Here is a 15,261-nt window from a genome sequence, read left to right as displayed (position 1 = left end):
GTCTGAAAAGGCCGGGCACGTTTTGTTTTCAGGGCGCAAAGGACACCGTCTCTGCGGTTTCAGATTGCCTGCATTTGTTCTTGCTGGAATGAACTTTCAGTATTATCTGAAAGTAGGATGAAAGAGGAAACTGCCACTTGGGAAACTTCGCGAGAGGAGTTTGTCGCGCAGTGGGGGGCCCTCGGCAGCAACTGGGGCATCAATCGCACCATGGCCCAGATCCACGCGCTGCTGATGACTGCGCCGGAGGCCATGCACACGGAGGAGATCATGGAACGGCTGCATGTGAGCCGTGGCAATGCGAATACCAACCTACGGGAGCTGGTGGGCTGGGGGCTGGTGCGCAGCGTGCTGAAAAAAGGCGAACGACGCGAGTATTTCGAGGCTGAAAAGGACGTCTGGAAGATGTTCATCACCATCGCCCGTGAGCGCAAGCGGCGGGAGCTGGATCCTGCCCTGTCCGTCCTGAAAAACTGCGCCGAACAGACTAAGGAAGAAGGTCCGGGCCCAGGCAAGGACTTCCACAAGCAGATGAAGGAGCTGCAGGAGTTCGTCGAATTTGGCATGAAGGTTTCAGACACCGTTTCCGGCATGAAACACTCCTCCGCTCTCCAGTGGGCGATGCGTCTGCTCAGCTAAGCTCGTCTCTTTTTTTGCCCAGATGTTTCACAAGTTACTGAAAGTACAATAGATAAAAGGATAACCTCATGAACAAACTCACTCCACTGCCCAAGCCAATCACCCGGGATGCGGCAAGCCCGCCCGCCTGGGAAAACCTCCGCACTCTGGGTGCCCTCGTCTGGGAGATCTTCCTCCCTTCGGAAACCCCGACTGCCAAACACCGCGCTACGGCCTTCTTTGCCTGGTGATGCCCTTTCAAGCCCAAACCTAACCAACAACATGAACGCAACCACCCTCACTTATGCTCTCTACCTGGTCCTTGCCATCGGCATGACCGTCTGGGTCGCACGCACCCTTCATCAAAACGGCCGTATTTTCCTGGTCGAATGTTTCCAGGGAAACACCGAGCTTGCAGACAGCGTCAACCATCTCCTGGTGGTCGGCTTTTACCTGATCAACATCGGCTTTGTTTCGCTGTATTTGAAGACTTCAGATAGCGTGGCCGGGGCGCAGGGAGTTTTTGAGACCCTGAGTGGCAAGATGGGCATCGTGCTGCTGGTGCTGGGCGGCATGCACTTCTTCAACCTGGTGGTCTTCACCAAAATGCGTCGGCGTGGTCAGCTCGCCAGCATGCCGCCGCCTGTGCCACCGATGCTGAAGGTGGAAGTCTGACAAAACCTACTGCTTTCCCGCCTGAACCCGTGGGTGCAGGCGGGTGTGGCCTAACCAACCATCATCATGAAGCTGAAGCACAAGTTCTGTCGCACTTTCGTCGCCATGTTCTGGGGATGGGTGGCCTGCAACCCGTGCCTGCTGGTCTTGGCGTTCAGTTTTCCGGAGGCCAGTTTTAGCTTCACTCTTTTCTCCTGGATGCATGTGACTCTCTGTAGCGCGGTGATCGTGTTCCTTGCTTGGCTGTTAATCTTCCTGCCAGTGGATCTCGCAGTGAAAGAGTCCTCATCCTTGCGAGATTCCCGAAAGGCAGCGGGCTGCGGGGCTTTGGCAGGCTTTCTCAGTGCGTTTTTGCCAATGGTCATTCCTGGTTTGCGGGCTGAGGCCAGTGAAATGCTGATCGTGGCCCCTGTGTCCGCAGTGTGCGGACTTGTCGCCAGCCTGCATGTGGTCCGCCGTTATCCTAGTCGCCTTCATTGCGAGTCACTACCCCAATCCCCTCTTCCCTATGACTACCCTCACTCTGTTTTATGATGCCCGCTGCGGGCTGTGCTCGCAGGCACGGCAGTGGCTCAGTCGTCAGCCTGCGTATGTCCGGCTGGAGTTTCTTCCTTACGATTCTCCAGAGGCGGCGGTGCGGCTTCCGGGCATCCGTCATTTGCAGGCCGATCAGGAGATCCTCGTCATGGCCGATACGGGCGAAGTCTGGCAGGGGGCGGGGGCCTGGGTGGTCTGCTTGTGGGCTTTGCGCGAGTATCGGGTCTGGTCGTCCCGGCTGGCAGCCCCTGCGATGCAGGGCATTGCGCGCCGAATCGTGCATTTAGTCTCACAAAACCGTCTCAAACTGTCAGCTCTGTTGAAGTTGAGAGGGGATGCCGAGCTTTTGGCCGTCCCAGAGGTTAGACCAGCCTCCTCGAGCTGCCGCAATCAGCACGATTTGGACCTCATTGACTAACATAAATTGTCATATTTTGAGTGTAATGATCGGTGCTAAATTCTTATGCAAACATAAGAACTTAAGATAAAAAACGATTACTTACATTGGGGGAAATGATGGCTACAAGCCTTCCGTTATGTGTTTTGGCTTGTGGAAATTATAATATATAGGATAAATTTACAGGGATGTGGCCTGAGGCCGTCCCATGAAAACTCATCCAACACGCCCATATGCAGTTCTGCTGGCTCTGTTGGCTTTATTAGTGGTCCTTTGGCAGGTCATCCCGAGTTTACTGAACCCGAGGAATCAACAAATAAAAGAAATCAGGGCTTCTGAAGGATCTGGTGGATCAATCCCCTACAAATCCAGTGAGGATAAGGGGAGGGGCACCTTGCCTGACTACGATCTTCGCCAGAGCAGGCTGGCTGGGCAGGCGCTTCAGATCTCCCTTCGCCAGGCCAGGGCGGTGGCCCGGCTGAAGGCGGAGATTCCAGGGCTGTCCGTGGATTTTGACCCCATCAGTCAGTCACCCAAATGGATCGGATCTGCATTAACGCTGTTGGCAGGCCGTGAGGAGGCCCAAGTCGAGCAAAATGCAGATGCACCGGTGCTGCGCTTCCTTGAGGCGCAGCGGGACCTGTTTGGCCATGGGCCTGAAGTGTTGGAGCAGGCGCGGCGGGTCACGGACTATCGCACCGCGCGCAGCAGCACACGCAAGGTAGTGTGGCATCAGCAACTGGATGGCATTGACATTTTTGAGGCGGTGTTTCAGGCCAACCTGACGTCAGATGGCAGCTTGATCAATGTGGGCAGTCAGCTCATCGCCGAGCCTACGGTGGCCGCAGGTGGGCAGGGCCGGGCCGCGCAGGTGGCGGCCCCGCCTGTGACGGTGGAGGCCGCCGTGGCCCAGGCCGGGCAGCATTTGGGAGAAAAAGTGGTCGCCTCAGGGGTGAAGGCGCAGGCTCCCCCGGCAGACCGCCCCGACCGCCGACAGACCTTCCGCGCTGCGATGCTGACGGATGCGGAGGCGGGCCTGGTGTGGGTGCCGATGGATGCCACCACCCTACGGCTTGCGTGGGATGTCACCCTCACCAGTCGAGTGCGTGGGGAAATGTACCGGGTGCTGGTGGATGCCGAAACGGCGGCGGTGCTGGTGCGCCAGTCCCTGACGGCCTACAATGCCGAGGCTAGCTATCGGGTGTTCACCACCGAAAGCCCGACGCCGATGTCGCCTGGGCATGAGTCGGTCTTCAGCCTGCAGCCACCGCTGGTGGAGCGGGCGCTGGTGAAAACCGCCGCGCTGGTGCCTGCTGCCTCGCCTGCGGGCTGGCTGGCAGCGGATGAAAACATCACCACCGGCAACAATGCGGATGCCTACACCGATGCCAATGCGGACAATGTGGCCGACCTGCCGCGCACGGAGGGTGGCCCAGAGCGCGTTTTCGATTTTCCGCTGGATCTGACCCAGGAGCCCTGGACCCACAAGGATGCCTCCGTGACGCAGCTTTTTTACTGGACCAACTTTGCTCACGACCGCCTCTACGAACTGGGCTTCACGGAAGCGGCGGGCAATTTCCAACTGGATAATTTTGGCCGGGGTGGCGAGGGCAGTGATCCCGTGAACGCGGAGGCGCAGGATGGTTCCGGCACGAACAACGCGAATTTTTCCACGCCAGTGGATGGAGGCCGTGGCCGGATGCAGATGTTTAACTGGACCTTCACCACACCGGACACGGACGGAACCTTCGATGTCGAAATCGTCCTGCATGAATATGCCCACGGGCTGAGCAATCGGCTGGTGGGCGGGCCTTCGGTCACGATCACGGCCTTGAGCAGCCGCGGCATGGGAGAGGGGTGGTCGGACTTTTACGGCATGGCCCTCACGGCCGAGGCTGGGGAAAATCCGCAGGGCAACTGGGCCCATGGGGGCTATGCCCGCAAACAGCTCATGGGCTGGTTTTCCGAAAACTATTATTATGGGGGGCGGCGCTACAGCTACAGCACGGACCTGCGGAAGAATCCACACACCTTTCGCGACATTGATCCCACGCAGGTGGACTGGCACACGGATGTGCTGCGCAGCCCCACGCACGCAGCGACTCAGGATGCCACCCAGGTGCATTATCAGGGCACGGTGTGGTGCACGATGCTGTGGGAGATGCGGGCCAATCTGGTCATGAAACACGGCTTTGCCACTGGCAATGAGAGGGCGCTGTTTTTGGTCACCGAGGGCATGAAGCTGGGCCCTGCCAACCCGAACTTTGTGCAGGCGCGGGATGGTATCCTCCAGGCTGCCCTGGTGAACCATCCCGAAGATGTCGGGGAGGTGTGGACCGCCTTTGCCAAACGCGGATTGGGGGAAGGGGCCACCGCACCTGCGAGCACGAGCACCACGGGCATCACGGAATCTTACCGCGTCCCGGACTCCCTCGAACTGAGCGACCGCAGTGGGTGGAATATCACGGGCAGCAAGAGCGGCCCTTTTGCCCCTGCGGAGCATCGGCTGACCCTGCGCCATGATGGAGCGGAACCCTTTGCCTGGACGGCAGCGAGCACGGTGCCCTGGCTGGTGTGCACGCCTGCTGGCGGCAGCCTGCAACCAGGGGCGGAGGTGGTGGTGACGGTGCGTGCCCAGGCCGGGGCGGAAAGGGCGGGTTTTCACAGCGGCCAGGTGGTGTTTCAAAATTTGGCCACAGGTTTCACGCAGCCTGTGGGGGTGCGCCTTTACGTGGCAGCCCCGGTGGTGAAGGAGTTCACGATGGACGAAGCCCCGGCGGGCTGGACCACGACGGGCGAGTGGGCCCATGGGGTGCCTGCGGGCAGTGGTGGCATCGTCACCGGCGGCAGTGGCCAGCCGGATCCCACCGCCGGGGCCACGGGCACGAAGGTCTATGGGGCCAGCCTTTTTGGCAATCCCAGCAGCACCGCTGGCGGCCCCTTTTACCTCACCTCGGCGGCGCTGGATTTCACCGCTTACAAAAGCACCCGGCTGCGTTTCCAGCGCTGGCTGAATGCGCCCGGTCTAACAAACAATCGAATCACGGTGGAGGTGCGGTCGCAGGGCACACCGTGGCGGGAGGTGTTTGTCAATGGCAGCACGGAGACTACGGATGGCGAATGGCAGCCGATGGACTATGACATCTCCTCCCTGGCCGATGGGCGGCAGGGGGTGCAGGTGCGCTGGGGCTACCGGCCCCTGGCCAATGCGGGCAACTATGCCGGATGGAATGTGGATGATGTACAGTTTCTGGCGGAGCCGCAGACGGAGCTCAGGCTGGAGCTGGCCGAGTCGGTTGTGGAAAATGCCGCGCCGATCACGGGCCTGGTGCATTTGGATGCGCCTCGCCCGCAGCCAGTTACGGTCACCTTCACTTCCAGCGATGCCACGGCTGCGGTGGTCCCTGCCACCCTCACGTTTCAGCCTGGGCAGGTCAGTCAAAGCTTCACCCTTCAGCCCATGGATGATGCTCTGGTGGATGGCAGCCAAAGCGTGGTCATCACGGCCTCCTCGCCCGGCATTGCGCCTGGTGTGAAAACGCTGGCGGTGACGGACAATGAATCGGCCACGCTCGTGCTGACTGCGCCTGCGAATGTCCACGAAGGAGCTCTGCCCGTGACGGGCCAGCTCAGCGTCAGCAGCCCGCCTGCGCGGGATGTGCAGGTGCGGCTCACGTCCTCCGTGCCGGGGTTATCGCTGCCAGCGGTGGTGACCTTGCCTGCTGGCAGCACCACGCCAGTGACGTGGACGATGAGCGCCCCGAACAATGCCTGGGCCGAGGGCAACCGGACGGTGACCCTGACGGCGACGGTTCCGGGCTGGAGCGCGGGTGAATGCGAGGTGATGCTGACGGAGGATGACAGCCCGCTGGTGATGCTCACGGGGGCCGACTCAGCCAGCGAAGGAGACGGTGCCCTGACCCTGACGGCAACGGTGAACACGCTGCATGCCACCGATGTAGTGATGCAACTGGCCAGCAGCGATATTTCGGAATTGGCCGTGCCTGCGACGGTGACGATTCCTGCCGGGCAGAGCCAGGTGGTAGTGCCAGTGACCGTGCTGGATGATGACCTGCGCGATGGCCGCCAGCAGGTGCTCATTTCTGCGAGCATCCTTGGTTATGCCGCTGCGAGTCGGACGGTGACTGTGGCGGACAATGAGGTGGACCGTTACAGCTTCAGCATGGTCGCTTCACCGCAAAAGCGGCACAAGCCCTTTATGGCCACGCTGACGGCGCTGGATGTGCAGGGAGAGGTGATCACCGGCCATCGTGGCGGGCTGGACTTCATCAGTGCTTCGGCATCGGGGCCTGTGCCGTTTTATGTGGCCACGCTGTCGGAGTTCTCCCAGGGCGTGGCGGTGGCTTCACTGGTGGTGACGGGCACGTCTCCGTCCATGACGCTCACGGCCACGGATGCGACTGGGCGGCTGGGCATCAGTGCGCCGTTTGCGGTGGAGGCGGTGCAGCACGATGGCTTTGTGTGGACGGGCCTGCCAGCGCAGACGCTGCCGGATGTCCCCATCAGTGGCAGCGTGACGGCGGTGGATGATCAGGGCGTGGCCATCGCCAGCTATCAGGAAGCCACGGTGGTGGATACGTGGATGGCGGCACTAACGCGGACGGTGGGCCCCACCACGGTGGAGCCTAACATCTCAAGTGTGTACAACACAACGGCGTCGGATTCGCGCGTACAGATCCTCTACACGGCGGCGGAGTTGGGGGCCGTCGCTCGGTGGCTGGGGCGGCTGGATCTCAGCAGTAGCAGCACGGGCAAGTCATTGCGTTCCTTCACGATTCGGCTGAAGCACAGCAACCTGGATAACCTGGCCGGGGCCACCTGGGAGGAGAACGGCTGGACGACTGTTTATAGCGATGCCGACTTTCTGCTCGGCAGCAGCCAGGCCACCTTTCCGCGCCCCTTCTTTTACAACGGCGTGCAGAATCTGCTGGTGGATATCTCGTTCAGGAACCTCTCCCAGAACACGGAAACCCTGGTGCGCGGCAGTCCGGCGGCCTCCACACGGATGATCTCCGGCAGCAGCGACGGCCTGCATGGCGATCCCCTGACGTGGACGGCGGCGACAGGGCCCGCGCCTGTCCGCAGCAACAGCCTGCCCACCTTGCTGCTGTATGAGCTGCAAAACATGGGGGCGGTGGCGGATTCGCCCCTGGCCTTCACCGCAGGTACGGCGGCGGTGCAGACCTTCCTCCCGCAATCTCCCCTCAATGCCGTCTGGCTGCGGGCGCAGGCACCGTCCGGGGTGGTGGGTTTCAGCTCGCCGATCTGGTTCATGACACCGCCGGTGTTTACAGCATCGGACCTCGTGCTTTTCGAAAGTTTTGAAACGGGCAGCCTGGGGCCGCAGTGGAGCACGGCGGACAGCAGCCCCACGGCACGGGCGCAAGTGACCACGGCCTACACCCCGCGCCTGGGCAGCCGCCATCTCACGCTGGATGCGCCCACGACCACGGGCGGCAGCTTCGTTCGCAATAGCCCCACGCTGACGGTGAATCTGGCGGGGCGCAGCCATGTCTCCGTGGAATGGTATGCGAAGGAGTTTCAGGATGAAAGCCACCCCGCCCAGCCCAGTGGGCCGCTGGGCACCCTGGCTTCCGACGCCAATTTTGATGGCATCGCCATCAGCCAGGACGGGGTGACCTGGCATGAAATCGCCTCCTTCACCACGCTCACTTCGGGCTATGGCAGCCTGGCCACGCGGGTGTATTTGGACCCCATCGTTCAGCACCTGGGGTGGAGCTACAACGCCAGCTTTAAGATCCGCTTTTCACAGTATGATGATCAGGCCATCGGCAGCGACGGCATCGCCATTGATGGCATCGCCATCCGGGCAAATCCCGTCTCGGCGGTCAGGGTGGCCCTGCCGCCGGTGATTATGGAGGGCAGCCTGAATGTGCCGGTGGAGATCACCCTGCCCACGGCCTCCGCCACCAGCACCACGGTGAGCCTAACCAGTTATGCTAGAGCCAGACTGAGCATTCTGAATTCCCCCCTCATCATTCCGGCTGGGCAGACGACCGCGACGGCGATGATCAGCGCGCCGCAAAACCAGATCACGGATCTGGGCAAGGCCGTGGTGATCTCCGTCACGGCCACTGGCAGACCGTCGAGCTATCACAACATCCGCGTGCTGGATGATGAGGTGACCTCGTTGAGCCTGTCCGTCCCGGCCTCGGTGACAGAGGGGAATCCGGCGGCGGCGGTCACGGTGCGGCTGTCCTCCTTTTTCGCACAGGCCGTGCCCGTGTATCTGGCCTCCGCCAGTCCGGAGGAACTGGGCGTCGTCAGCAGCGTGGTCAGCATTCCAGCGGGTCAGGACACAGCCACCTTTGCCATCTCGGCGGTGGATGATCCTATCCTCGACGGCAGCCAGGAAATCAGCCTAACCACAAGTGCGAACGGAGTGCAGGCGGCCACGGCCAGCGTCCAGGTGCTGGACAATGAAAGCCGCCAGATGGTGATGACGGAGCCCGCGCCGCTGCGGGAAGGCGGCACGGCCAGCGAGATCACCCTCAGCCTTTCTGGCCCGCGCCCTGTGCCGACGGTGCTGGAGCTGACCACCAGCGATCCCGGCGAGGCGACCGTCCCTGCGACGGTGGTCATTCCTGCGGGGGAGGTGGCTGTTTCGTTTGAGGTATCGCCCGTGGATGATCTGCTGCGCGATGGCGAGCAGGCCGCGCTCATCCGAGTGAGTGCCGAGGGTCTGCTGGGCTGCGCGGTGGCGGTGCAGGTGCTGGATGATGAGCCTGCGCGCATCGTGGCCAGCCCCATCGCTTCGCCCCAGGTGCAGGGCGCAGAGATCCAGCTCACCCTGACGGCTGTGGATGAAACCGGGGCGCTGATCCCCTACCATGGCACGGCCCTTCTCACCGCCCGTTCCGGGGCCTATGGGCTGCCCGTCACTCCGGCGGCACCCATCACCTTTGTGCAGGGGACTTGGGTAGGTGCCATCAGCCTGGGGGAGGCGCGTGGGGGCGTGGTTCTCGTCATCACCACGCCCGGGGGGCTGGTATCTCTGTCGCCGCCTTTGGATGTGAATCCGGCCACGGTCCCTGGGGGGCTGGTGGTGCCTGTGCCCGTGCTGAATCCGGAGCCGCTGTTCACCTCCGGTGTGGCGAATCAGGTGCTCGGTCCTGCCGTCGCTGGCGAGGTGGAATTTCAGGTGGAGGCCGCTGTGGATGCCGCCTTTACCCAGGCCCAGTTCAGCCCCTGGCTGCCTGCGCCCAGCTACACCTTCGGCGGTCTGGTGGATGGGCAGACCTATCACTATCGCGCCCGCAGCCGTGTGGCCGTGGGCACGGTAGCTCCGCAAACCTGGACGCAGGCCGTGACGGCCGCAGAGGTCACCTGGAGCTCCAGCGAGATCGGTGCCGCCAGTGCGGGCACGTTTGAATCGCCCGTGATCCAGCCCGCCTCGCTGCATCGCTGGGGCACGCTGGTTTTCAGCCCTGGGCAGCCGCTGCACACGGCTGTCGCGGTGGATATCCTGGCCCCGTCCGGTGAGGTGCTGGCCACGGCGGTGCCATCGGGCACGGATCTGCATGCCCTGACCGGCGGGGCGGACATCCCCGCCATCCGCCTGCGTGCTCGCCTAACCAGCAGTGTGACAGGCGAGGCTGCGGGTGCGCTGTCCTGGTCCGTCAGTCACCTGCCGCTGCCGGCCTTTGTTTACTCCGCCCCTTCCGCCACCGTTTCATCCACGCAGGATTCCACACCGCCTGCGCTGGAGCTGCTGACGCCCGCCATCCGCCACATCTCCGGGACTACGGCAGAAATCGCGGGTCTGGCTTCAGATGCGGGCAGCGGCCTGGCCTCCGTCACCGTCAATGGCCAGCCTTTATTGAGCATCCATGGTTATGCCGCCTGGCAGCAGTCCCTCACGGGCCTGCAGGATGGGGCGCACACCTTCACCATCACCGCGACGGACCGCGCCAGCCCGCCGAACAGCACCACCGTCATCAGCCGCATTCACCGCATCGCGGATCCGGCGGGGGATCACAATGGCAATGGCATCGCGGATCTGCTGGATCATGCCCTGGGCATCCCGCCCGCCGTGAGCCAGGGCTCGTCGGGGCTGCCGCATGCCTTTCAGCGGAGAAGCCTGGTCACAGGGGAGGCATCCCTGCTGCTCACCTACCGCCGCCACATCGAACGCAGCGGCCTGCAATACACCGTGGAAACGAGTGAAAACCTCACCGAGTGGGATGCCTCCGGCCAGGATGTGGTGGAGGAATCCGTGACGCCCAATGACGACGGCTTCACCGAGACCGTGCAGGTCCGGGTGATGCCTGAACTCGGCCTGCAGAGGGCCAAGTTCGTGCGTGTGCAGGTGGGGGTGGACTGACCTCAGCCCGCGATCACGGCTGCGCGTGCATTCTCTTCGGCGCCTGTCTTCTCCAGGTAGTAGTCGTAACCGCCGCTGAAAGGCGTGACCACTCCGGCATTGATGTGCAGCACCTTGGTCGCCAGACTGCGGATGAAGTGCACGTCATGCGAAATGAAGACCAGCGTGCCTTCGAACTTTTGCAGCGCCAGGATCAGGCCCTCGATGGCCCAGATGTCCAAGTGCGTCGTCGGCTCATCCATCAAAAGTAGGTTAGGCGGATCCACCAGGAACTTCACCAGGTTCAGGCGGCTCTTTTCGCCACCGCTGAGGACTTTGCACTTCTTGTAAACGTCTTCACGCTTGAACAGGAAGCTGCCCAGGATGCTGCGGGCATCGTCTTCGCGCAGCTCCGGCGCACAGCGTTTCAGTTCTTCCAGGATGGTGCATTCTGGGTCCAGCGTATCGGCGCGGTGCTGGGAGAAGTAGCCCATCTTGATGTTCGTGCCAAAGCGGCGCTCGCCCTTCTGGAAGGGGACCTCGCCGGCCATGATCTTGATGAGGGTGGACTTGCCCGCGCCGTTGGGGCCCACCAGCACGGTGCGCTCGCCCTTTTCCACTTCCAGGTCCAGGCCCTGATAGATCTTCTTTTCGCCGTAGGCCTGATGGATGTCCGTCAGCGCGATGACGCGCTGGCCACCGCGTGGTGGCTGCGGGAAGTTGAAACGGAAGGCCTTCCGCAGGGGCCGTGGCCGGTCCAGCTTTTCCATCTTTTCCAGTTGGCGTTCGCGGCTTTGCGCCTGCGCGGCTTTGGAGGTCACGGAGCGGAACCGGTCGATGAATTCCTGGATGGCTTCGATTTCCTTCTGCTGGTTTTTCCAGGCCTGGTAGGCGCGGTCCCAGTTGGCTTCCTTCTGCTTCAGGTACTCGCTGTAGTTGCCCTGGTACTGCACCAGTTTGCTCTCTTCGATTTCGTAAACGGTCTCGATCAGCTCGTCCATGAAGTCGCGGTCATGGGAGATCAGTAGGATCGCGCCCGGATAGTTCTTCAGGTAATTCTTAAACCACATCAGGGACAGCAGGTCCAGGTGGTTGGTGGGCTCATCCAGCAGGAGAAGATCGGGTTCGATGACCAGGATGCGGGCCAGGTGAGCGCGCATCACCCAGCCGCCGGAGTATTCGCGGGCGGGCTTGCTGAAATCCTCTTCCTTGAAGCCAAAGCCTTTCAGGATCTTCTTCGCCTTTGCTTCGGCCTGGGGATCATTCAGCGCATCGTGCTTGGAGTGCGCCTCGTTGTATTCCGGGGCCGCCACATCGCCGCGTTCCTCGTACTCGCGGAGGATCTTTTCCAGCTCCTCGATCAGGCCCGCCTTGCCCGTGGCCACGTCCAGGATGGTCTCCTCGCCGACCGGCTCGCTTTCCTGCGGCAGGTAGCCCAGGGTGGTCCACTCATCGCGGATCACCTCGCCCGCGTCCGGCTCATCCTCCTTGAGGATCAGGGAAAACAGGGTGGACTTGCCCGCACCGTTCGGGCCGACGAGAGCCACGCGTTCGGCGTAGTTCACGGTCATGTTGGCCCCGGTGAACAGCGTTCGGGCATTGAAAGTCTTGGTGACGTCGCGGAGGGTGAGCATGTGGGAATCGCCACCGTAGCACGGGCGGAGCGGTTTGCAGCTTGTTTTGTAAAGGTGAGAAACGAGGGGGGGAGCGGGCGGCTTTTCAACTGTCGCAGGCGGAGAACGGTAGCCCGCTCAGTCCCTGAGCGGACAGCCGCCGCGAAGCTCCTTGGCGTCCTCTTTTCCAGCTTCATTGCGCCGATGGCACCTTGCGCGTGCGTCTTTGGTTAGGCGCAGGGGAGGGGACATTCGGAGTTCAAAGCAACGGGACTTGGCAAGTCCCGCTCCTTGGGGGCGTGGGGAAGTTCGCGGACGTGAGAGCCTTCGCCGGACCACCCGCTGGCGCGGGCAGCTACAGCCCGTAGCTGCGCCCGCCAGGGCGTGGGGCTTTGGAGGAGGTGGAGACGTGGGGGCAGGCGGAGTTCAAAGCAACGGGACTTGGCAAGTCCCGCTCCTTGGGGGGCGTGGGGAAGTTCGTGGACGTGAGAGCTTTCGCCGGACCACCCGCTGGCGCGGGCAGCTACAGCCTGTAGCTGCGCCCGCCAGGGCGTGGGGCTTTGGAGGAGGTTTGCGGACGTGAGAGCCTTCGCCGGACCACCCGCTGGCGCGGGCAGCTACAGCCTGTAGCTGCGCCCGCCAGGGCGTGGGGCTCGGGGACATTCGGAGTTCAAAGCAACGGGACTTGGCAAGTCCCGCTCCTTGGGGGCGTGGGGAAGTTCGCGGATGTGAGAGCCTTCGCCGGACCACCCGCTGGCGCGGGCAGCTACAGCCCGTAGCTGCGCCCGCCAGGGTGTGGGCTTTGGAGGAGGTGGAGACGTGGGGACAGGCGGAGTTCAAAGCAACGGGACTTGGCAAGTCCCGCTCCTTGGGGGGCGTGGGGAAGTTCGCGGATGTGAGAGCCTTCGCCGGACCACCTGCTGGCGCGGGCAGCTACAGCCCGCCAGGGCGTGGGGCTTTGGAGGAGGCGTGGGGACAGGCGGAGTTCAAAGCAACGGGACTTGGCAAGTCCCGCTCCTTGGGGGCGAGGGGGAGTTCACGGACGTGAGAGCCTTCGCCGGACCACCCGCTGGCGCGGGCAGCTACAGCCCGTAGCTGCGCCCGCCAGGGCGTGGGGCTTTGGAGGAGGTGGAGACGTGAGGACATTCGGAGTTCAAAGCAACGGGACTTGGCAAGTCCCGCTCCTTGGGGGCGTGGGGAAGTTCGCGGATGTGAGAGCATCCGCCGGACCACCCGCTGGCGCGGGCAGCTACAGCCTGTAGCTGCGCCCGCCAGGGCGTGGGGCTTTGGGTTTCCGTCCGTTCATGGAAGGATCTTGGCGGCTGCGCCGCGGATGAATGGATGCGGAGAGGAGTCTCCGCGCTCCCCTCGCCTGCTGGCGTAGCCTCGCGCCAAGGCTTACACTTCCAGAATGCCGGAGCTGTCGCCGAAGGAGGGGGTTTCGACTCCGGCGCGATTTAGCATGCCGGTGTAGAGGTTGCACAGCGGGGTGTCCTTGGCCGCCACCACATGCTGGCCGCCTTTCACACCGCCGCCGTGACCGGCAAGGACGAGGGGGAGGTTACGAGGGTCGTGCTTGTTGCCATCGCGGATGCTGGAGCCAAAGAGGATGAGGCTGTTGTCCAGCAGGTTGCCCTCGCCTTCCTGGATGCTTTTCAGCTTGTCGATGAGGTAGCTGTACTGGTCGACATGCCAGCGGTTGATCTTCTCGTAGGCGTCCAGCTTGTCGGCCTTGCCCTCGTGATGGGAGAGCTGGTGGTGGCCGCCCTCCACGCCGGGCAGGAAGGAAAAATTCTTGCCGCTGACGGCCCAGCCAAACATGAAGGTGCTGGTGCGGGTGCTGTCCGTCTGGAAGGACAGCGCCATGAGGTCCAGCATTAGGCGGCAGTGCTCCGTGTGGTCCATCCGCAGGCGGGAGCCCGCGTCCTTGGGGTTGGCGGCCATGGCCTCGGCGATGCGTTTGTCCAGGCGCGCCATCGCTTCCTTCGCTGCCGGGTCCAGGTTCTCCCCGCTGGCCACGCGGGCGATGTCGGCATCAATGCGGCGCTCGATGTGGCGCAGGCTTTCCAGGTATTCGTCCAGGCGCTGCTGGTCCTCCTTGCCCACTTTGGCGCGCAGGGATTTGGCATCGGCCAGCACCAGGTCCAGCACGCTTTTGTTTTCCTCGGCACTGGCTTGGCGCTGGGCGGCATCCTCGCGGAAGAGGCGGTCAAAGACGAAGCGCGGATTGATCTCCGCCGGGATGGGGCTGGTGGGCGTGCGCCAGGCGATGTGGCTGCCGTAGAGCATGGTGTAGTTCACATTGCGGTCCACGCCGCTCATGATCGGCTCCGTGCCCAGCTCCAGGGAGGGGAAGCGTGTGAGATACCCTTTTTCCTTGGCCAGCACCTGGTCCACGGAGATGCCGCAGTGCAGGTCCTTGCCCGTGGTCTTGGCGATGGGCGTGCCTGTCAGCCAGTTCGCCGTCTTCGCGTAGTGCCCGTCCCCGGCCAGGGAGGCGCGGTTGCCCAGGCCCGTCACCACGGTGATGTCCTTCCGGTGCGCCTCCAGCGGGCTCAAAATGGGCGAAAATTTAAAGTCCGTCCCCTGCCCCTCCGGCGTCCAGCGATCTTCCCGCACGCCGTTCGGCATGAACAGGAAGCCCATGCGCGTGGGGGCCTTCACCGCCGCGGCCGCCCGCACCGCGCGTGGCCGCATGGCATCCAGGAAAGGCAGCGCCACCGTGGCCCCCAGGCCACGCAAGACAGTTCGACGGGAAAGAATTTTGGACATCGTGAAGAGAGGGATACGTCGCCGGGGCAGCCTTTATTATCAGTCAAAAGCAGGCTTTGCGCCAGGGGACTTGCGAGATCATGCCTCCTCCTAGATGCGTGGGGAAAAATAGAACAGCCATAAGCTCACCGCGACAGTCCCGAGCAAACAAAGCCTGCGGCTCCAATGCACGATCAAGATGGTGACCACCGACAGGCAGGGGACGGTGAAGGAGCCTAGCCTGGAGGCCACCTTGATCTCGGCATACAGGCGATACCACTTTCAACAAAAAGGGGGCACTTGACCTCCCGAGAAGCCCCATCAAA

General features: G+C 62.7%; 9 protein-coding genes. 6 read left to right on the top strand and 3 right to left on the bottom strand.

Going from position 1 to position 15,261, the window contains the following annotated elements; translation table 11 throughout:
* Nucleotides 1–117: 117 nt before the first annotated feature.
* From ABEB25_RS13650 to ABEB25_RS13625, 6 genes are all read left to right on the top strand, one after another.
* Nucleotides 118–639: a GbsR/MarR family transcriptional regulator gene (locus ABEB25_RS13650; protein ID WP_345736969.1), complete on the top strand. Its 522-nt coding sequence runs from the start codon at nt 118–120 to the stop codon at nt 637–639.
* Nucleotides 640–707: 68 nt separating this feature from the next.
* Nucleotides 708–869 (top strand): hypothetical protein, encoded by a 162-nt coding sequence (locus tag ABEB25_RS13645; protein ID WP_345736968.1) that lies wholly within the window; start codon nt 708–710, stop codon nt 867–869.
* A gap of 31 nt (nt 870–900) precedes the next feature.
* Nucleotides 901–1,293 (top strand): hypothetical protein, encoded by a 393-nt coding sequence (locus ABEB25_RS13640; RefSeq protein ID WP_345736967.1) that lies wholly within the window; start codon nt 901–903, stop codon nt 1,291–1,293.
* A gap of 66 nt (nt 1,294–1,359) precedes the next feature.
* A complete protein-coding gene (locus ABEB25_RS13635) occupies nt 1,360–1,827 on the top strand; it encodes a hypothetical protein (protein WP_345736966.1) in 468 nt (155 codons plus the stop codon).
* Nucleotides 1,802–2,248 (top strand): thiol-disulfide oxidoreductase DCC family protein, encoded by a 447-nt coding sequence (locus tag ABEB25_RS13630; RefSeq protein ID WP_345736965.1) that lies wholly within the window; start codon nt 1,802–1,804, stop codon nt 2,246–2,248. The genes ABEB25_RS13635 and ABEB25_RS13630 overlap by 26 nt, the downstream gene beginning before the upstream one ends.
* Before the next feature lie 373 nt (nt 2,249–2,621).
* Nucleotides 2,622–10,592, top strand: a complete 7,971-nt coding sequence (locus ABEB25_RS13625; RefSeq protein ID WP_345736964.1) for a M36 family metallopeptidase — start codon at nt 2,622–2,624, stop codon at nt 10,590–10,592.
* Between the two features lie 2 nt (nt 10,593–10,594).
* Here ABEB25_RS13625 and ABEB25_RS13620 read toward each other — a convergent pair whose 3' ends face one another.
* The 3 genes from ABEB25_RS13620 to ABEB25_RS13610 all read right to left on the bottom strand — a co-directional run bounded on the left by ABEB25_RS13620 (nt 10,595) and on the right by ABEB25_RS13610 (nt 14,956).
* Nucleotides 10,595–12,205, bottom strand: coding sequence for an ABC-F family ATP-binding cassette domain-containing protein (locus ABEB25_RS13620; protein WP_345736963.1), 1,611 nt, complete (start codon nt 12,203–12,205; stop codon nt 10,595–10,597).
* Between the two features lie 912 nt (nt 12,206–13,117).
* Complete coding sequence (locus tag ABEB25_RS13615; RefSeq protein ID WP_345736962.1) at nt 13,118–13,330, bottom strand: hypothetical protein; 213 nt, start codon at nt 13,328–13,330, stop codon at nt 13,118–13,120.
* 252 nt (nt 13,331–13,582) lie between these two features.
* On the bottom strand, nt 13,583–14,956 hold the full coding sequence (locus tag ABEB25_RS13610; protein ID WP_345736961.1) for a DUF1552 domain-containing protein: 1,374 nt from the start codon (nt 14,954–14,956) through the stop codon (nt 13,583–13,585).
* Nucleotides 14,957–15,261: the final 305 nt, after the last annotated feature.

The sequence above is a fragment of the Prosthecobacter algae genome (assembly GCF_039542385.1).
Taxonomy (GTDB): Bacteria; Verrucomicrobiota; Verrucomicrobiia; order Verrucomicrobiales; family Verrucomicrobiaceae; genus Prosthecobacter; species Prosthecobacter algae.
Note: the sequence above shows the minus strand (reverse complement) of the source record. Positions and strands in the feature narration are given on the sequence as shown.